Here is an 18022-nt window from a genome sequence, read left to right on the forward strand (position 1 = left end):
TTACTGCTTCTTCTTGACCAGGCCGAGTTGCATCCACACTCCCGCGTTCAGGCGCAGCACGTCGCTGTCCTGCTCCGGCCAGCCGGTGAAGCGGGTCGTGTTGGTGAACTGGGCGTTGACGTAGTCCCAGAGCTGGATCGCGGGCAGGTCCTGGTTGGCCGTCTTGGCGAGCTGCGCCATGATCGGCTTGGCCTCCTCGGCCGTCACCGCGTTCAGCTTGGCGGTCAGCTCACCGGGGTTGACCTTGCCGACGCCCTGCACGTCGATCTCCTCGGCGCTGCCCATCCAGTTGCCGCCCTTGCCGGCGGCACTGTGCGTGACCTTGCCGGCCACGTTGGTCCAGCCGTTGGAGACGCCGTAGAGGCGCTGGAAGATGTCGTACGGCGCGGGGCCGAGCGCCATCAGCCAGAAGCCGGCGTCGTACTTGCCTGCCGCGATCTCCTCCAGGTAGACGGGGTAGTCCGCGACGGTCACGACCTCGGCGTCCACCCCGTTCTCGACGAGCTGGCTCTTGATGTTCTCCTGCGCGGAGATCCAGTCGGAGAACGGCGCGGGCGCGTGCATGGTGACCTTCCACGGCTTGCCGTCGGCCAGCGTCCACTTGCCGTCCTTCTTCTGCAGGCCGGCCTCCTTGAACTCGGCCTCCGCCTTGGCCACGTCGTGCTTGTACGGCTCAAGGGCGGCCAGCTCGGGGCCGATCCACTCCTGCGCGGGCTTCTGATGGATGCCGGACGTCGTCACCGCAGGGGTGCCGCCCTCGGGCGAGGCCACCTTGGTCACCTCGTCGCGATCGATCAGATACGCCAGGCCGCGGCGCACGTGCACGTTGTCGTACGGCTTCTTCGACTGGTTGAACGCCATGCCGACGGCCACCGGCGAGAAGCCCTTGACGACGTTGGAGCCGGGCGCCTGCTTGATCCGGTTCATCACGTCGGTGGGCATGGCCGTGAAGCCCGCGTGGTCGAGCTTGCCGGCGCTCAGGTAGTTCCAGATCTGCTCGTTGCCGCTGTAGTTGAGGAGCTTCACCTGGTCCGGGGCGACGTTCGCGGCGTTGTAGAAGTTCTTGTTCTTCAGCAGCAGCGCCTCGCCCGGGTTGACCCGCTCCAGCACGAACGGGCCGGCCGAGACGTCCTTCTGGGGGGCGAAGGCCAGCACCTTCTGGCCCATCGCGAGGATCTCCTCGCGGGCCTTGTCGGCCGCGGCGCCGGTGCCGCGCGAGGTCTTCAGCTTGTCCCAGAAGTCGGCGGGCATCAGGCTGCCCCACACGTGGGCCGGTACGACCCAGCTGTCCATGACGCCCCGCGCGAACTTGGCGCTGGGGTTCGACATGTCCTGGGTGATCTTGACCGTCTTGTCGTCCACGACCTGGATGTCGGCCGCGGCGCCCGCGGCGCCCGGCGTGACCGCGAAGGCGGTGCTGCCGGTGGTGTAGGCCAGCCCGAGGGACAACTTCACGTCCTCGGCCGTCACCGGCTTGCCGTCGGACCATTTGCCGTTCGGCTGGAGCTTCAGGGTGATCGAGGAGTTGTCGGGCGCGATCTCCCAGCTGGCCGCGATGCCCGGATAGAACTGGTTGGGGTCGGTCAGGTGGTTCTTGACCCAGCCGAGCTTCATCGCGTTGTAGCCCAGGAAAGAGTTGCCTTTGGGGGCCCACGGGTTGGCGGGGCCGCTCGCGTCGAGGCCCGGCTTGAGGACGTCGACCGTAGTAAAGAGGCCACCGCCGCCGCTGCCGCCGCCGGACCTGTTGGTGGTGCCGCCGCTGCACGCCGCTGTCGCGGTGGCAAGGCCCAGCACCGCCACTACCGCTGCAAGTCGCTTCATCTGCCGCTCCGGGGGATGTCTCGAGGGATTGACCGGGACACTACGATCGCGCCACATCAGCGTCAATAATCTCCACAGGTTGTGAAGCTAATGTAACTTTCCTTCATGAGTGTGCGGAGTGAAACCGAGCGCCGTCAAGTAAAACTTCAGCTCATGATCAATACAGCGGCCCCGTTGACCTGGTCATTCGCCAGATCAACAAGCGCACGACCGCCTTCCGCAAAGGGATACGGGGCGATCGTCACGTGGGGCGGATGCGCGAGCGCCAGCTCCAAATAGGCGCGCCCGTCAGCTCGGGTGTTGGCGGTCACGCTGCGCAGCGTCCGCTCCTGGAACAGGTGCCGGTCGTAGTTGAGGACCGGCACGTCGGTGAGGTGGATCCCGGCGATGGCGAGCGTGCCGCCGCGGTCGAGCGCCTCCAGCGCCGGCGGCACCAGGTCGCCCACCGGCGCGAACAGGATGGCCGCGTCCAGCGGCTCCGGCGGCCGGTCGCCGGCCGAGGCGGCGCCCAGCTCCAGCGCCAGCCGCCGCGACGCCGCCGATCTGGTCACCGCGTGCACGGTGGCGCCCTGCGCGATGGCCGCCTGCGCGGTCAGATGCGCCGAGGCCCCGAAACCGTAGATCCCCAGCCTGCCGCCCGGCGGCAGGTCGCAGCGGGCCAGCGCCCGGTAGCCGATGATCCCCGCGCACAACAACGGCGCCAGCCGCTCGGCCGGCACGTCATCCGGGAGGGCATAGATGTAGCCGGCGGGCGCCACGAGGTATTCGGCGAACCCTCCGTCGGCGTCCCATCCCGTGTAGGCGGAGGACGGGCAGAGGTTCTCCATGCCCCTCTGGCAGTAGCGGCACCTCCCGCAGGTGGAGCGGAGCCAGGCCACGCCCACGCGCTGCCCGGTGCCCTCCACCCGGCCCACCGCCTGGTGCCCCGGAGCGGTGAGCGGCCGCCGCGGAGGCAGGTCGCCCTCCGCCAGATGCAGGTCGGTACGGCACACGCCACACGCCTCCACCCGCACGAGCACCTCGCCCGGGCCGGGCTCGGGGACCTCGCGCTCGACCAGCGCCAGCGGCCCGGACGCCATCGGCCCGGGATCCGTCACCACCCACGTCTTCATGAACCCAGGCGCGAATGAGCCAGTGAGGCGTAGAGTGCGGCGCCGTCAGGCAGGACCGCGTCGTCGAACACGGCCTCGGGGGAGTGGTTGTAGGGCGCGGTGGCCGGGTCCCGGTCCGGCGGGCACGCCCCCAGGAAGACGAACGCCCCCGGGACCTCCTCCAGCACGTACGAGAAGTCCTCCGACCCCATGACCGGCTGCGGCGCCACGAAATAGCGGCCCGGCCCGAACAACTCGTCGGCCGTCCTGCCCACGAAGTCCGTCTCGCTCTGGTCGTTCACCGTCACGGGGTACCCCATCCCGAACGACGCCTCCGCCTCCAGCCCGTGCGCCGCCGCGATCCCCTGCACCACCTCCACCAGCCTGCGCTTGACCAGCGTCCGGTTCTCCTTGCTGAAGGTGCGCACCGTGGCCTCGAACCTGGCCTCGTCCGGGATCACGTTGTCCGCCGACCCGCCGTGGAAGCTGCCCACCGTCACCACCACGGGGTCGAACACGTCGAACGTCCTGGTCACCATCGTCTGCAGCGCCGCCACCATCTCGCATCCGGCCTGGATCGGGTCCAGCGCCCGGTGCGGGCTCGACCCGTGCCCACCGCGCCCCTTCACCGTCACGCAGAACGTGTCCGCCGCCGCCATGATCGGCCCGGGCCGGGACGCGAACAGGCCGTTCGGCAGCATCGACGACACCACGTGCATGCCGTACGACGCCACCGGCCGGGCGCCCGCGGCCTCCAGCACCCCCTCGCCGATCATGTGCTTGGCGCCCTCGTGCCCCTCCTCGCCCGGCTGGAACATGAAGACGACGTCGCCCGCCAGCTCCTCGCGCCGCGCGCTCAGCAGGTGCGCGGCCCCCGCCAGCATCGCGGTGTGCAGGTCGTGCCCGCACGCGTGCATCTGCCCGGGCAGCTGGGAGACGTACGGCAGGTCGTTCTTCTCCGTCACGGGCAGCGCGTCCATGTCGCCCCGCAGCAGCACGGCCGGTCCCGGCCTGCCGCCCCGCAGCACGGCCGTCACCGAGCTCAGCGCCGTGCCGGTCCTGATCTCCAGCGGCAGCCCGTCCAGCGCGGCGAGGACCTTCTCCTGCGTGCGGGGAAGGTGGAGGCCGAGCTCGGGCGTGGTGTGCAGCGAGTGCCTGAGCTGAACGATTTCGTCCCGCATGTCCTGGGCGGATTCAGTGAACGACATGAAGAACATTGTTCACGTAGCTGCACGGATGTCGATAAGGCGCGCTCGGTACGATGTGCGGGTGACTCAGCGTAAGCGGATCGACTCCTGGTTGTCCGACATGGACGGCGTTCTCGTCCACGAGGGACGGCCCATTCCCGGTGCGGACGAATTCATCAAACGGCTCAGCGAATCCGGCAAGAAATTCAGGGTCCTGACGAACAACTCGATCTATACGCAGCGCGACCTTTCGGTACGCCTGGCCGGGGCGGGCCTCGACGTGCCCGCCGAGTCCATCTGGACCTCCGCCCTGGCCACCGCGCAGTTCCTCGACGACCAGCGGCCGGGCGGGTCCGCGTACGTCATCGGCGAGGCCGGGCTCACCACGGCCCTGCACGAGGCCGGCTACATCCTCACCGATCTCGACCCCGACTACGTCGTGCTCGGCGAGACCCGCACCTACAGCTTCACCCAGATCACCCGCGCCATCCGCCTCATCGAGGGCGGCGCCCGCTTCATCGCCACCAACCCCGACCCCATCGGCCCCTCCACCGAGGGCTCCCTGCCGGCCTGCGGCGCCGTGGCCGCGCTCATCACCAAGGCCACCGGCGTCGCCCCCTACTTCGTCGGCAAGCCGAATCCCCGCATGATGCGCAGCGCGCTCAACGACATCGAGGCCCACAGCGAGACCACCGCGATGATCGGCGACCGCATGGACACCGACATCGTGTCCGGCATGGAGGCCGGCCTCTACACGATCCTCGTCCTCACCGGCGTCACCACGCGCGACCAGGTCGACCGCTTCCCCTACCGGCCCTCGCTCGTCGTCGACTCGGTCGCCGACCTCATCGACCTCATCTGAGGGTATGAACAGTCGCCGGCACTCGCTGTGCGAGCCGGTGACGACCAGCAGGACCGCTGACTGATCTCTCCCGCTCGCCGGGTGGCGGCGAACGGTGATCGAAGGGCGGCTTTCTGCCGTGGCCGGGTCTCTGACCGGCGCCCGGTCCCGCCTCCATCGGTGTCACGCCCATGGGGCGGCGTCCGGCGGGGGCGGTGGCTCTCCAATCGCCGCCCAGCCTCGGTCGGCGTGCGGTGCGGTACCTGACGGCCGTTGACAGGTATACGTGCGAGGCTGTGTTGGCATGACCCGCCTGTACCTGGAGACCGGTCCCAAGAAGGTGTTCGCCTGCTCGCTCGACTGGCCCGGCTGGTGCCGGATCGCCAAGGGCGAGGAGGCGGCCATCGACCGCCTCGTGGAATACGTGCCCCGCTACCGGATCATCGCCGAGCGGGCGGGGCTGGAGTTCGCGCCCGGGGAGCCCGTGGTGGTGACCCGCGTGCCGGGCAGCTCGACCACCGACTTCGGAGTTCCCTATGCCGTGCCGGACCTGGACCTGGAGCCGCTGCCCGCGGAGGAGGCCGAACGCGGGGTCGCCCTGCTGCGGGCCGCCTGGGACCTGTTCGACGAGGTCGCCGCGGCCTCCCCGGAGGAACTGCGCAAGGGGCCGCGCGGGGGCGGGCGGGACCGTGACAAGATCGTGGCCCACGTGGTGGAGGCCGAGCGCGGCTACGCCAGAATGCTCGACGTCCGCCACAAGCCCTTCACGTCGCAGGCCGGCCGCGACGCCATGCGAGCCGAACTCGCCGAGGTTCTCTCCCGCCCCTGGGCGCCGCCCGCGACCACCAAGTGGCCTCCCCGGTACGCCCTGAGGCGCATCGCCTGGCACGTCATCGACCATGTGTGGGAGATCGAAGACCGGGTGGGATAAAACCCATCCCGGCCCTTTGTCCCGCGGCCGACGCACCCGCGCACTGTCTGCGATCATCTGCTGACAGAAAGTGGGACCCGGCTAGAGTTGGTAGCCAGGTCCCTCCCGACGACCCTAGGGGAGGGACGCGTGAACGTACAGGCCGAGATCGAAGACTTGAAGGAGCGAGTAGGTTTCTTGGAAGGTATGGCGGGCGCGAAGCGCCGGAGGGGTGTGTTGTCGGATCATTCGGAAATGCTGGATTGGCACTCGGACCGGATCCACGAGATCGCCGAGCGCACGAAGATCATCGACGACCGGACGACGCGCATGGAGCTGGACCTCGCCCAGATCAAGCACGAGGTCAAGGCGGTAAAGGGCGACGTCGCGAGCCTCGATGCCAAGGTCACCAGCCTTGAGGTCAAGGTCACCAGCCTTGAGGTCAAGGTCACCAGCATTGAGGTCAAGGTCGAGACCCTCGACGTCAAGGTCGAGACCCTCGACGCCAAGCTGGACCGCGTCCTGGAGAAGATCGGGGCGTAGACCTCACGGAGCCCCCGGCCGCGTGCCGGGGGCTCCGTCGTGTCGTGTGGCGAACCGCACCCCGACCGCGCCGGACAGTGGTTACCATCGCTACTGAGTGCTACCGCTTGGTGACGGATGCGGGAAGAAAGTGAGCCAGTGTGGACGTGCAGGCGGAGATTCGCGACGTGAAGCTCCGTGGCGGGGACCCTGAGGCGGGCATGCCGGCCTGGCAGATGGATCTGCTGCGGGAGATCGACGAGCGGACCAGGCGCCTCCGGTCCGACGTCGCCGCCCTCCGGCGTGAGCTCGCCGCCGCCCGGATCGAGCTGGGCGAGGACGTCGCCGCCGTGCAGACCGAGGTCGGCGGTGTGCGGCGGGAGGTGAGCGCGCGGCCGGGCGGTGCCGACGACGCGGACCTCCGGCTCGACATGGTGGAGGGGTTCGCGGCCGTGCGGGCCGAGGTCGCCCGCGAGTTCGGCTCCGTCCGCTCTGAGATGCTCGACCTGGGCATCAAGCTGGATCGGCTCCTGAAACGTGATGGATGTCGCTAATCGCCCCGTATGTCCTTCGGGTAGCCTAACCTACGGTACCGTAACCTGAAGGAGAAGATCATTTATGGCGATGACTCAGACGGAGCTGCTGCACGAGCTCGAGCCCGTGGTCGCCGGAGAGCTGGACCGCCACGAGAAGGTGGCCAAGGAGTGGTTCCCGCACGAGTACATCCCGTGGAGCGAGGGCCGCGACTTCGACGGCATCTACGGGGGCGAGGCGTGGCAGGAGAGCGACTCCAAGATCCCCGAGGCCGCCCGCGTCTCGCTCATCGTGAACCTCCTGACGGAGGACAACCTCCCCAGCTACCACCACGAGATCGCCACCACGTTCGGCCGTGACGGCGCGTGGGGCACGTGGGTGCACCGGTGGACGGCCGAGGAGGGACGGCACGGCACGGCCATCCGCGACTACCTGACCGTGACCCGCGCCGTGGACCCCGTCGCGCTGGAGCGGGCCCGCATGCACCATATGGAGAGCGGTTTCATCACCGAGTACGGCACCATGCTCCAGCAGCTCGCGTACGTCTCCTTCCAGGAGCTGGCCACCCGCATCGCGCACCGCAACACCGGCAGGGCCTCGGGCGACGAGGGCTGCGAGCGGCTCCTCGCCAGGATCGCCGCCGACGAGAACCTTCACATGCTCTTCTACCGCAACCTGCTCAAGGCGGCCTTCGAGCTCGACCCGAGCCAGACGATGCGCGCCGTGACCGACGTGGTGACCACCTTCCAGATGCCCGGCCAGGGCATGGAGGGCTTCACCCGCAAGGCCCTGATCATCGCCAACGAGGGCATCTACGACCTGCGCCTCCACCTCGACGACGTGCTCATGCCGGTGCTGCGGCAGTGGTCGGTGTTCGACAAGAACGACCTGGGACCCGAGGGCGAGAAGGCGCGCGATGAGCTGGCCGCGTTCCTGGCCAGGACCGAGGCGACGGCCGCCAGGTTCGTCGAGCGCCGGGAGGAGCGCCGCGCCCGCGCCGCCGCGATGAAGTGATCGGGACACCGGCGTGCGATGATCCCGCCTTGACGCCTCGGTGCGCTGTGCGCTGAGCGGTTCCTGCTCATGAACCCGGCAGGACCCGCTCGGCGCCACAGGCGCGCCCGCCGTCACGCCTGCCCCAAGGGCTCCGACGATCCCCAGTAGCCGCATATGCGCACAAACCACTCTTGACCCGTAGATGGTCTTGGACATCCACGGCATCGGGCAGGTTTCCCGGTAACACCGGAACCCCTGGGGAGCAGAGGGTGAAAATCATCGGGATCGCCGCCGGCCTCCACGCGGGGTCTTTCATCAACAGGTTGCTGGAAGCGGCGGGCGGCGAACTGCCCGAGGGTGTCGGATTCGAGGTGTGGCCGGGACTGTGCGAGATGCCGCCGTACGAGGCCGGGCCGGTCCCGGCATCCGTACGCGGCCTGCTCGGGGTGGTCGCGGCGGCCGATGCTGTGCTCGTCACCGCCCCCGAGCACAGCCTGCTGCCCGCCGAGCTGATCCACAGCCTGGACTGGATGGAGGCGCGCGGCGCGCTGGCCGGCAAGCACGTGGCGGTGATGAGCGCGAGCGCGCGGGCCTGCGGCGCCATGTGGGCCCAGGCGGAGCTGTACAAGCGGCTCCAGGGCGCCGGGGCCGTCGTGATGGGCGCCGAGCTGGTGATCTCGCCCGCCTGCCCGCACTTCGACGAGGACGGTCATCTCACGGATCCCGTCCTGCGCGGCGAGGTTCGCGCCGTGATCGCCCAGCTGTGCCCGTCCGAGGTGATGGAGCCCGCGCTGTCCCTCTGATCGCCTGATCGCCGCCCAGGACGCGGCCCGGCGGGTCTAGGGGTTGCGGCGGAGGCGCTTGACGTCGGAGCGCTGCTTCTTGGCGGAGATACGGCGCTCGACGGCGCCCCGGCTGGGCTTGGTCGGGCGGCGGCGCTTCGGCGGCGGGGCGATGGCCTCGCGCAGCCGCTGCGCCAGGCGGTGCGTGGCGGCCTCGCGGTTCCTGAGCTGGGAGCGGTACTCCGAGGCGGCGATCGTGATCGTGCCGGCGCCCAGCCGGTCGAGCGCCCGGGCCTTCAGCGCGGGCGGCAGCGCCGTGCTCGCGGCGACGTCGAAGGTCAGCTCCACGCGGCTGTCGGTGGTGTTGACGCCCTGGCCGCCGGGGCCCGACGAGCGTGAGAAACGCCAGACGAGCTCGGCGTCGGGGATGACGACCGAGTCGTTGACGATCAGCGGGCCGGGCATGCGTGGGGCTCCTGTTCAGAAATGCGCCTTATGGAGGTGAGTGTCACCGTATCTCGGTGTCATATGCCGTACGCAACGGCATTTTCAATCACCGCCGCCGCTGCGACTATGAAGGGAACATCCCGCACGAGAGGCGAAATTCCGTGGAGCCTGTCCTGCAGGCGGCGCTCACCGTGGTGCTGGCCCTCGTCTCCGCCGTCGCGTTCCTGCTGTTGCGGTGCCAGGGCAAGGGGCGGCCGTTCGGACCCACGGCGCGGTGGCTGACCATCGCCATCGCCATGCTGACCGGGCTGGTCTCCGCCGGGGTCGCGCTGCTGACCGGGTGGCTGCTGGACGACCTGCTGGCCAAGGCCCTGGGCGTGCAGGATCTTCTCGCCACCGCGCTCGGCGCGGCGGCGCCCAGCGGGCTGTGGCTGAGCCAGATGCGCGGCAAGGAGGACGAGCGGCGGTCGGTGGGGCGGGAGGCGGCGACGTTCTGGCTGGTGTCGCTGCTGGCCAGGCTCGATCAGGCGATGGCGGAGGACCAGCGGCTCTGGTGCGAGCGGCGGGTCGACGACTCCTGGAGCATTTATGAGCTCAGCCTGGCCGCCAACCGTTACCACGAGCGGATCGGCGAGCGGCTCGCGCCCGAGGAGCGCCGGCGGGAGCGCATCCACGCCAGACTCGACGCCATCGAGCGGCGGCTGGACGTGGCGGCGCTGATCGAGGACGGGGCGACGCGGTCGAAAGTGGTCACGGCGCTCAACGGGTCGCGGCACACCCGGCTGGCGCGGTACGAGCGCTATCTCAACGACCTGAGGCGGCTGCACGGCGTGCTCAAGCACGACGCGGAGAGCGATCTGCTGCGGCTGCTGGCCTCGGCCTACCGGGCGGGCTACCGGTCGCTGCCGGAGTTCGTGCCGCCGTCGCGGGCCCGCGACCCCGAGACCGCCAGACGCGCATGATGAACTCGGCGCCCTATGAGTCCGTGAGCGCGGCCGGCGAGCCCTCGGCGTCGCCGAGCGTGAACTCCAGGCGCGCGCCGAGCGCGTCGACGACGGCTCCCAGCGTGCGAAGCGTGAGATTCTCGTCGCCGGACAGGATCTGGCTCACCCTCCCGGCCGACACGCCCATCGCCGCGGCCAGGTCGGCACGGGAGATCTTGTGCTCCCGCATGTACCACGTGATCTCGTCGACGGCTTCCTGGGCGAGACCGCCCATCTCGTCGCGGCTGCCATGGCGTAGGGCCATCACGGTCTCGCTCTCGACGCTCAACTCCAGATGCCTCCACTTTAGCTCTACCTAAACCTTTAGGCAAGCCTAAAGTTGGGCGGCCTCTTGACGGCCGGATGCAAGCGGCGTATGCCAGCATCGCGCGAGAGGATCATGCGTGAGGAGGCGAAGTGACCGTCATCGTCGGCGTGCACGGGATCGGCAAGTACAACTACTACCTGGAGGCGGGCCGGTCCGCGGCCGGGGCGGCGGAGGCCATGCGGCTCAAGTGGGACCGCTACCTGCACCTGGCGCTCGGGGGAGCGGCCAGGCCGTACTTCAGTGAGATCGCGTACTTCTCCCACCACCTGCACGACGGCAAGGCCGCCAAGCGCTCGGTCGCCGCGATGGAGCCGCCCGCCCAGAAGGTCCTCGTCGAGTGGGCGAAGAACCGGGGCCTGGGCGAGCATCTCACGGGCGCGCTCAAGTCGTTCACCGGCTGGCTGCTCACCAGGCTCGACGACAAGTCCGCGGCGTTCGCCGAGCTGTTCGCGCCGGAGGTGGCGGCGTACCTCACCGACCAGGCCAAGCGGGAGAAGTGCCGGCAGGTCGTGGCCGAGACGATCCAGAGGAACCGGGCGAACGTGGTCATCGCCCATTCGCTCGGCAGCGTCGTCGCGTACGAGACCCTGTGGGCCAACCCGGATCTGCCGATCGACCTCCTGATCACGCTCGGCAGCCCGCTCGGCATGCGCAACGTCGTCTTCGAGCGCCTGCTGCCCGCCCCCGTCAACGGCCGTGGCCGGCGCCCGCCCGGTGTCCGGCGCTGGGTGAACATCGCCGACAAGGACGACATCGCCGCCATCCCGCCCGACCTGGGCGGCTGCTTCGCGGGCGTGGACGTCGAGGAGCTGGTCAACCTGGACTGGATCGACTTCCACACCGCGGAAAAATATCTGGGCTGCCCGGTGCTGGACCCGCATCTGCGACCATTCCTGGCTTGACTTCCCCCTCCACGGGGGAGGGTCTTCCGCGCAACCGGTCGCGTACTCCGAACTGGACGACGAGGACGGTTCCGAAAGAGCCGGTCCTCTTCTGGAGGATCTTCGCGAGGAGGACGACTGGTGCTGTTCATCCGCGCTTGACTCCACTGTCACGGGGCAGTCAGCGCAGCCGGAGATACCTGTAAACGTGGACCGCAGAGCCTTCCTGACAGCGGCGACAGCCGGCCTCCTCTCCTCCCAGACCCTCATCTCCCCGGCCTCGGCCAGAACCCTCAAATCGGACCCGTTCACGCTCGGCGTGGCCTCCGGCGACCCCTCGTCCGACGGCTTCGTCCTGTGGACGAGGCTGGCCGTCGACCCCCTGGGCGGTGACGGCCGGGGCGGCATGCCGGCCCGGGACGTGGAGGTGGACTGGCAGGTCGCGGCCGACGAGCGCTTCTCCACGATCGTCGAGTCCGGTACGGCCACCGCCCGGGCCCGCGACGCCCACAGCGTTCACGTGGAGCTGAAGGGCCTGGAGCCGGGGCGCGACTACTTCTACCGGTTCAGGAGCGAGGGCAGGATCTCGCCCGCCGGCCGGACGAGGACGACGCCCACGGGCGAGACGACCCCGCTCACGTTCGCCGTGGCCGCGTGCGCGCACTACGAGCACGGCTTCTACACCGCCTACCGCCGCCTCGCCGAGCAGGAGCCCGACCTGGTGGTGTTCCTCGGCGACTACATGTACGAGTACGGCCCCAGCGGCTACACCGCACTGGCCGGCCGCGTACGCACCCACACGCCCGGCAAGTGCCAGACCCTCGCCGACTACCGGCTCCGGCACGCCCAGTACAAGAGCGACCGCGACCTGCAGGCCGCGCACGCGGTGGCGCCGTGGCTGGTGGCGTTCGACGACCATGAGATCGAGAACAACTGGGCCGGTCCCGTCTCCAGCACGGGCGCGCCCGGATTCGCCAGGCGGCGGGCGGAGGCGTTCCGCGCCTACTACGAGAACATGCCGCTGCGCCGCGCCAGCCTCCAGGGGGCGGTGCTCAAGGTGAACCGGCGCATCTCCTGGGGCACGCTGGCCCGCTTCCACCTGCTCGACACCCGGCAGTTCCGCGACGACCAGGCGTGCCTGGACGGCGTGCGGGCCGGGTGCGACGACCGGCTCGCGGACGAGCGTACGCTGCTCGGAGCCGGCCAGTGGCGCTGGCTGGAGGAGGGACTGCGCGGCTCCACCACCCGCTGGAACCTGCTCGGGCAGCAGATCATGATGGCCCACCGCGACTACAAGGTCGGGCCCGGACGCGAGGTGAACCTGGACTCGTGGGACGGGTACGCGGCCGAGCGGACCCGCCTGCTGGGGTCGCTGGCCCGCACGTCCAACCCCGTCGTCCTGACCGGCGACGCGCACATGCACCACCTGGCCGACCTCAAGACCGACTTCGACGACCCCGACTCGCCGGTGGTGGCCAGGGAACTGGTGGCCTCGTCGATCGCGAGCGACGGCGACGGGTACCGGGACCGGACCTGGATCGCGGAGGCCCTCCAGGAGAACCCCCACATCTCCTACATCGACCAGCGGCGTGGCTACCTGGTGGCCCGTCTCACCCGCGACGACCTGTCCGTCGACTTCCGGACCCTGGACTACATCTCCCGGCGCGGCGCCAAGGCCAAGACCGCCCACCGTCTCACCATCCCGGCCCTCACCGGTGCCGCGGCGGCCGGCCAGGCGGGGGCTCCCCGGATTGGCTGAACGTTGGCTGGAAACCCGCTGAAGATCCGCTCAACCCGCCCGGCCGCGCATCGGGCGGGTCATGCGCCCGGCCAGGTGCCGTCCGGGAACTCGCCTGACGTGGCGCCGGACATGACCACCTGGTCGTTCTCGCCCAGCCCCGAGGTGACCTCGACGTACTGGTCGCCGCGCACCCCCGTCCGCACCACCTTCGCCAGATCGCGGCCGCCCGAGCGCACGGTGACGACCTGGGTCCCGTCCGGCCTGCTGCGTACCGCCGCCGCGGGCACGTAGATCGTGTCCTCGGCCGCGTCGGTGGTGACCGTCACCGAGGCCGTCTGGCCCAGCATGAGCCCGGCCGGAGGCTCGTCGAAGGCGAGGGTGACCGAGTAGCGGACCAGCCGGCCGTCGACCGTCGCGGTCGGGGCGATGGCCGTCACCGCGCCCTCGTAGGGTTCGCCGGTGCGGGCGGCAAGCGCGATCCGGGCCTTCTGACCGAGCTTGAGCCGGTTGACATCGGATTCGGTGACCATCGCCTGGACCTGCAGCTCGTCCAGGTCTCCGAGGCTGACGAAGGTGCTCGTGCCCGCGGTGTCGCCGACGCCGCCGGCCACCGACAACACCGTTCCCGCCGCCGGGGCCACGATGCGGGTGGCCCGTACGGCGTCGGCCGCCTGCTCCAGGGCGGCTTCGGCGCGGTCCACGTTCGCGGCGGCCTGGTCTTCGCCGCTCCCGCCCCTGGACCCGGCCGGGCTCGGGTCGCAGGAGCCCGTGCCCTGGCTCGGGCGTGCCCGGCCGGTCGCGCCGGTGCTCGGCCTCGCCGAAGGCTTGCCGGTCGGCTTTCCGCTGGTGGACGGCTTGCCGGTGGCGGAGGCCGTGGGGGACGGGCTGCCGCCGGTCGCGGGCGGTTCGCCTCCGGGCTGCCGGTCCCCGCCGTCTCCGGTTCCGCCGTCCGCGGTGCCTCCCTTGGCGGTGACGGTCGCGGTCACCGTGGCCGTCACAGTGGCCGTCACCGTGGCCGTCTCAGTGACCGTCACCGTGGGCCGCGGCTCGTGTCCGGGGCCGGTGGGGACGGCGGTCGGAGTCATCGTCGGGCGCGGGGTGGCCGGGGGAGACGTCGGGCTCGGGTTCACGACGGTGCTCGTGGAGGGAGACCCCGACGGCCCGAGGGCACCCCCGCCCGCCGTGCCGCCCGCCGTGCCGCCCGCCGTGCCGCCCGCCGTGCCGCCCGCCGTGCCGCCGTCCGGGGCGCAGGTCGTGCCCGCACCGCCCGGCGTGCCGGCGGCCGGTGCCGTCCCTGTCGAGGACGGCACCGGCTCCTGGGCCGACTCCAGGGCCTCCTCGGCGGCCGCCAGGTCGGCCTCGGCCGCCGCGTACGCCTCCCGCGCCGCACGGCCATCGATCCTGGCCAGGACCTGGCCTTTCCTGACCTTGGTCCCGGCCTTGACGTACACCTTGGTCAGCGTTCCCGGGGACCCGAAGGCCAGGTCGCGGCGGGAGCCGTCCACGGTGCTGCCCGCGGCGCTCACCACGGCCGTGACCTGCCCGCGCTCGGCGGCGGCGAGCCGTACCTGGACGTCCGGCTCCCGCCCGGCGTCGTCGCGGAACGCGAGCGCCAGGCCGGACCCGGCGGCGAGCACGACCAGGGCGAGCCCGCCCAGCGCGATAGTCCGTCTCATGGCGGATCATCCTGGCGAAGCAGGTTCGCGCCACGCTGCGAGGAACCTAAGAGTTCCCTGTGCGCCGGCGCGGGCGCGGGCCTTGTCAGCGAACGTTCAGCTTGCTCGCGGCTGCGGCGCAGGCTGGTGTGCAAGGGTCACCGCCTGTGAAGGTGTCGAAAAGGCGCGGAACGCGTGTGAGCGGCAGAGCGCTGATGACCAACGGGGCCCTGACGGTGCTCCTGCTGGGCGGTGCCGCGCTCGCCTATGCCCAGCTCGGCACGGGACAGGCCGCGGGTGAGACGGCCGTGCGGACGGTGACCGCGAGCCGCGGCTCCGTGGTGGCCGCCGTGTCCGCCTCGGGCGCGGTCGAGAGCGCCAAGTCCCGCGCGCTGTCGTTCGGTACGTCCGGGACGGTCGAGAAGATCTACGTCAAGGCCGGCGACAAGGTCGGCAAGGGCGACATCCTGGCCAGGCTGGACGACGACGCCGCGCAGGAGAGCCTGTCGGCGGCCAAGGCCACCTACGACAGCGCCCTGGACGACGGGACGGGCACCGCCCAGCTCTACGCCGCCTACGTCAAGGCCCGCAACGCCTACCGGCAGGCACAGCGGACGGTCGCGGCCACCGTGCTGAAGGCCCCGTTCGCCGGCACCGTCACGGCGGTGAACGGCTCGGTCGGAGGCAGCGGCAGCGGCTCAGGACAAGAGCCCAGGCAGAGCTCGGGCCAGAGCAGCGGGCAGACCCAGGCCCAGAGCGGCAGCGGGTTCGCAGAGATCGCCGACACCGGCAGGCTGCAGCTCGTCGGCGCCTTCACCGAGTCCGACGCCGGCAAGCTCAAGCAGGGCCAGACCGCCACGGTCACGTTCGACGCGCTGCCGGGCGTGAGCGCCACCGGCAAGGTCACCCAGATCCAGCCGGTCGCCTCCACCAGCGACAACGTCGTGCAGTACCCGGTCACGATCACCTTCACCGAGGTGCCGGGCCAGGTGCGGCTGGGCCAGACCGCCACCGTCGAGGTCGTGGTCGGCCGCGCGGACAACGTGATCACCGTCCCGTCCACCGCGGTGTCCACCAGCGGCGGCCAGACCACGGTCACCCTGCTCCGGAACGGCACGCAGACCAGGACCCCGGTTGAGGTCGGCGTGCGGGGCACGACGCTGACCGAGATCACGTCGGGCGTGTCCGAGGGCGACCAGATCGTGCCGCCGGCGACCACGACCACCACGACCGGCGGCAACCAGCGGCAGTTCGGCGGCGGAGGCTTCCCCGGCGGCGGCGGGGTGCCCGGCGGGGGCGGCATGCCGGGAGGCGGGCGATGACGGCCCCCGGCCCGCGCGTGCCCGTCCTGCGGGTCAAGGACCTCGTCAAGGAGTACGGCGAGGGCGACGCCAAGGTCCGCGCCCTGCGCGGCATCACCCTGGACGTCGAGCGCGGCGACTACGTCGCCATCATGGGCGCCTCCGGCTCCGGCAAGTCCACGCTCATGAACATCCTCGGCTGCCTGGACGTGCCGACGAGCGGCTCGTACCTGATCGACGGCGCCGACGTGGGCCGCCTGGACGAGCACCAGCTCGCCGTCCTGCGCAACCGCCGGGTGGGATTCGTCTTCCAGTCGTTCAACCTGATCCCGCGCATGAGCGCGCTGGCCAACGTCGAGCTGCCCCTCGTGTACGGCGGCATCGGCCAGGCCGAGCGGCGCGCGCGGGCGCTGGCCGCGCTGGAGCAGGTCGGGCTGAGCGACCGCGTGCGCCACGAGCCGAACCAGCTCTCCGGAGGCCAGCAGCAGCGCGTCGCCGTCGCCAGGGCGCTGGTCACCGCGCCCGCGCTGCTGCTGGCCGACGAGCCGACCGGCAACCTCGACACCGCCTCCACCAGGGACGTGCTGCAGATCCTCGACCGGCTCAGCGAGTCCGGCCGCACGATCGTGGTCATCACGCACGAGGACGACGTGGCGGCGCATGCCAAACGGGTGATCAGGCTGGTGGACGGCGAGGTCGTGGAGGACCGCCGGCAGGCCCCCGTCGAAGGCGTTCCCCCGAGGATGGCGGCCCTGTGAACCAGCTCGAGATCCTCCGCTTCGCACTGCGCGGCCTGCTGGCCAACAAGATGCGCAGCTCGCTGACCACCCTCGGCATCCTCATCGGCGTGGCCGCGGTGATCATGCTGGTGGCGGTCGGCGAGGGCTCCTCGCGCAGCATCCAGCAGAACATCCAGCGCCTCGGCGCGAACACGCTGACGATCTCCCCGTCGTTCTCCGGCGCGGGAACGCGGGACGCGCCCGCGAGCGGGCCGCGCACGCAGGCCAGGCAGCTCAGCCTGGCCGACGCCAAGGCGCTGACCGACAGGACCCTCGCCCCCTCGGTCAAGACCGTCTCGCCGGTGATGAACGCCACCTCCGCCACGGCCGCGTACGGGGCCGCGAGCCACGCGATCGCCCAGTTCGTCGGCACGTACCCCAGCTACTTCGAGGCCGTCAACAAGCCCGTGACGAAGGGCACGTACTTCTTCAACGACGACGTGCTGGCCGCCAGGAAGGTCGTGGTGCTCGGCCAGACGGTCGTGGAGGAGCTGTTCGGGACCGTGGACCCGATCGGCAAGCAGGTCAGCGTGTCCGGCGTGCCGTTCACGGTGGTCGGCGTGCTGAAGGAGGCCGGGTCCACCGGCATGCAGGACGCCGACGACGTGGCCATCGCGCCGCTGCCGGCCGTGCAGCAGAGCCTGAGCGGGTTCGGCTCGCTCAGCTCGATCGTCGTCCAGGCCACCGGCGCGGAGACCACCACGACGGCGCAGTCGGAGATCACCGCTATCCTCAACCAGCGACATGGCATCACCGGCAACACCCCTGACTACCGCATACTCAACCAGGCCACGCTGCAGGAGACCGTCAGCGCGGCGACCGGCACGTTCACCGTGCTGCTCGGCGCCGTCGCCGCGATCTCGCTGCTGGTGGGCGGCATCGGCATCACCAACATCATGCTGGTGACCGTCACGGAGCGCACCCGGGAGATCGGCATCCGCAAGGCGATCGGCGCCCCCAGGAGCGCCATCCTGGGCCAGTTCCTGCTGGAGGCGACGCTGCTGAGCCTGGTCGGAGGGCTGTCGGGGGTCTTGGTGGCGTTCGCGGGGACCCGCGTCACCATCGCCGGCATCGAGCCGGTCCTTGTGCCCTCGTCGGTCGCGCTGGCGCTGGGCGTGTCGGTGGGGATCGGGCTGTTCTTCGGCAGTTACCCCGCCAACCGGGCGGCCAAGCTCAGGCCGATCCAGGCCCTGCGCCACGAGTAGGGCGCCACGAACAAGGAG

18 protein-coding genes are annotated in these 18022 nt (G+C 70.6%); 12 read left to right on the plus strand and 6 right to left on the minus strand.

The window, feature by feature from the left end; all coding sequences use genetic code 11:
- From ACIBX3_RS12010 to ACIBX3_RS12020, 3 genes are all read right to left on the minus strand, one after another.
- Positions 1-1821 carry an ABC transporter substrate-binding protein gene (locus ACIBX3_RS12010; RefSeq protein WP_397115895.1) on the minus strand — a complete coding sequence of 607 codons (1821 nt, stop codon included), beginning with the start codon at positions 1819-1821 and terminating at the stop codon, positions 1-3.
- Between the two features lie 146 nt (positions 1822-1967).
- Positions 1968-2933 (minus strand): zinc-dependent alcohol dehydrogenase family protein, encoded by a 966-nt coding sequence (locus ACIBX3_RS12015; RefSeq protein ID WP_397115897.1) that lies wholly within the window; start codon positions 2931-2933, stop codon positions 1968-1970.
- The gene (locus ACIBX3_RS12020; protein ID WP_397115899.1) at positions 2930-4120 is read right to left on the minus strand and encodes a M20 family metallopeptidase; all 1191 of its coding nucleotides are present in this window, start codon (positions 4118-4120) and stop codon (positions 2930-2932) included. Before ACIBX3_RS12020 ends, ACIBX3_RS12015 begins: the two co-directional genes overlap by 4 nt.
- 61 nt (positions 4121-4181) lie before the next feature.
- On the opposite strand from ACIBX3_RS12020, the gene ACIBX3_RS12025 reads away from it, so the two are divergent.
- The 6 genes from ACIBX3_RS12025 to ACIBX3_RS12050 all read left to right on the plus strand — a co-directional run bounded on the left by ACIBX3_RS12025 (position 4182) and on the right by ACIBX3_RS12050 (position 8705).
- Entirely contained in the window at positions 4182-4961 is a 780-nt protein-coding gene (locus ACIBX3_RS12025; protein WP_397115901.1) for an HAD-IIA family hydrolase, read from the plus strand.
- A 283-nt stretch (positions 4962-5244) separates the two neighbouring features.
- A complete protein-coding gene (locus ACIBX3_RS12030) occupies positions 5245-5871 on the plus strand; it encodes a hypothetical protein (RefSeq protein ID WP_397115903.1) in 627 nt (208 codons plus the stop codon).
- 129 nt (positions 5872-6000) lie between these two features.
- On the plus strand, positions 6001-6393 hold the full coding sequence (locus tag ACIBX3_RS12035; protein ID WP_397115905.1) for a hypothetical protein: 393 nt from the start codon (positions 6001-6003) through the stop codon (positions 6391-6393).
- 140 nt (positions 6394-6533) lie between these two features.
- Positions 6534-6926, plus strand: a complete 393-nt coding sequence (locus ACIBX3_RS12040; RefSeq protein WP_397115907.1) for a hypothetical protein — start codon at positions 6534-6536, stop codon at positions 6924-6926.
- A gap of 64 nt (positions 6927-6990) precedes the next feature.
- Positions 6991-7920 carry an acyl-ACP desaturase gene (locus tag ACIBX3_RS12045; RefSeq protein WP_397115909.1) on the plus strand — a complete coding sequence of 310 codons (930 nt, stop codon included), beginning with the start codon at positions 6991-6993 and terminating at the stop codon, positions 7918-7920.
- A 251-nt stretch (positions 7921-8171) separates the two neighbouring features.
- Entirely contained in the window at positions 8172-8705 is a 534-nt protein-coding gene (locus tag ACIBX3_RS12050; RefSeq protein ID WP_397115911.1) for an NADPH-dependent FMN reductase, read from the plus strand.
- Between the two features lie 36 nt (positions 8706-8741).
- Here the strand turns inward: ACIBX3_RS12050 and arfB are convergent, their stop codons facing one another.
- The gene (gene arfB, locus ACIBX3_RS12055; RefSeq protein ID WP_397115913.1) at positions 8742-9149 is read right to left on the minus strand and encodes an alternative ribosome rescue aminoacyl-tRNA hydrolase ArfB; all 408 of its coding nucleotides are present in this window, start codon (positions 9147-9149) and stop codon (positions 8742-8744) included.
- Positions 9150-9292: 143 nt separating this feature from the next.
- Here arfB and ACIBX3_RS12060 point away from each other — a divergent pair, with 143 nt between their 5' ends.
- Positions 9293-10093 carry a hypothetical protein gene (locus tag ACIBX3_RS12060; RefSeq protein WP_397115915.1) on the plus strand — a complete coding sequence of 267 codons (801 nt, stop codon included), beginning with the start codon at positions 9293-9295 and terminating at the stop codon, positions 10091-10093.
- Positions 10094-10106: 13 nt separating this feature from the next.
- On the opposite strand, the gene ACIBX3_RS12065 is transcribed toward ACIBX3_RS12060, so the two are convergent.
- Positions 10107-10403: a helix-turn-helix domain-containing protein gene (locus ACIBX3_RS12065; protein WP_397115917.1), complete on the minus strand. Its 297-nt coding sequence runs from the start codon at positions 10401-10403 to the stop codon at positions 10107-10109.
- A gap of 128 nt (positions 10404-10531) precedes the next feature.
- On the opposite strand from ACIBX3_RS12065, the gene ACIBX3_RS12070 reads away from it, so the two are divergent.
- Both ACIBX3_RS12070 and ACIBX3_RS12075 read left to right on the plus strand, forming a co-directional pair.
- On the plus strand, positions 10532-11344 hold the full coding sequence (locus ACIBX3_RS12070; RefSeq protein ID WP_397115919.1) for a hypothetical protein: 813 nt from the start codon (positions 10532-10534) through the stop codon (positions 11342-11344).
- Positions 11345-11531: 187 nt separating this feature from the next.
- Positions 11532-13082, plus strand: a complete 1551-nt coding sequence (locus ACIBX3_RS12075; protein WP_397115921.1) for an alkaline phosphatase D family protein — start codon at positions 11532-11534, stop codon at positions 13080-13082.
- 59 nt (positions 13083-13141) lie between these two features.
- Here ACIBX3_RS12075 and ACIBX3_RS12080 read toward each other — a convergent pair whose 3' ends face one another.
- Positions 13142-14740, minus strand: a complete 1599-nt coding sequence (locus ACIBX3_RS12080) for an efflux RND transporter periplasmic adaptor subunit (protein ID WP_397115923.1) — start codon at positions 14738-14740, stop codon at positions 13142-13144.
- Positions 14741-14934: 194 nt separating this feature from the next.
- Here ACIBX3_RS12080 and ACIBX3_RS12085 point away from each other — a divergent pair, with 194 nt between their 5' ends.
- Genes ACIBX3_RS12085 through ACIBX3_RS12095 form a run of 3 tightly spaced genes read left to right on the plus strand, consistent with a single transcriptional unit; the run spans position 14935 to position 18004 of the window.
- On the plus strand, positions 14935-16041 hold the full coding sequence (locus tag ACIBX3_RS12085) for an efflux RND transporter periplasmic adaptor subunit (protein WP_397115925.1): 1107 nt from the start codon (positions 14935-14937) through the stop codon (positions 16039-16041).
- Entirely contained in the window at positions 16038-16778 is a 741-nt protein-coding gene (locus tag ACIBX3_RS12090; protein ID WP_397115927.1) for an ABC transporter ATP-binding protein, read from the plus strand. The genes ACIBX3_RS12085 and ACIBX3_RS12090 overlap by 4 nt, the downstream gene beginning before the upstream one ends.
- Entirely contained in the window at positions 16775-18004 is a 1230-nt protein-coding gene (locus tag ACIBX3_RS12095) for an ABC transporter permease (protein ID WP_397115929.1), read from the plus strand. Before ACIBX3_RS12090 ends, ACIBX3_RS12095 begins: the two co-directional genes overlap by 4 nt.
- Positions 18005-18022 lie beyond the last annotated feature (18 nt).

The sequence above is a fragment of the Nonomuraea sp. NPDC049480 genome (assembly GCF_044465905.1).
Classification (GTDB): domain Bacteria; phylum Actinomycetota; class Actinomycetes; order Streptosporangiales; family Streptosporangiaceae; genus Nonomuraea.

What these genes read in the sequence shown, in the direction of transcription:
- ACIBX3_RS12010 (WP_397115895.1), bottom strand. Translation starts at nt 1,821, where the DNA reads ATGAAGCGACTTGCAGCGGTAGTGGCGGTGCTGGGCCTTGCCACCGCG.
- ACIBX3_RS12015 (WP_397115897.1), bottom strand. Translation starts at nt 2,933, where the DNA reads ATGAAGACGTGGGTGGTGACGGATCCCGGGCCGATGGCGTCCGGGCCG.
- ACIBX3_RS12020 (WP_397115899.1), bottom strand. Translation starts at nt 4,120, where the DNA reads ATGTCGTTCACTGAATCCGCCCAGGACATGCGGGACGAAATCGTTCAG.
- ACIBX3_RS12030 (WP_397115903.1), top strand. Translation starts at nt 5,245, where the DNA reads ATGACCCGCCTGTACCTGGAGACCGGTCCCAAGAAGGTGTTCGCCTGC.
- ACIBX3_RS12045 (WP_397115909.1), top strand. Translation starts at nt 6,991, where the DNA reads ATGGCGATGACTCAGACGGAGCTGCTGCACGAGCTCGAGCCCGTGGTC.
- arfB (WP_397115913.1), bottom strand. Translation starts at nt 9,149, where the DNA reads ATGCCCGGCCCGCTGATCGTCAACGACTCGGTCGTCATCCCCGACGCC.
- ACIBX3_RS12080 (WP_397115923.1), bottom strand. Translation starts at nt 14,740, where the DNA reads ATGAGACGGACTATCGCGCTGGGCGGGCTCGCCCTGGTCGTGCTCGCC.
- ACIBX3_RS12085 (WP_397115925.1), top strand. Translation starts at nt 14,935, where the DNA reads ATGACCAACGGGGCCCTGACGGTGCTCCTGCTGGGCGGTGCCGCGCTC.
- ACIBX3_RS12090 (WP_397115927.1), top strand. Translation starts at nt 16,038, where the DNA reads ATGACGGCCCCCGGCCCGCGCGTGCCCGTCCTGCGGGTCAAGGACCTC.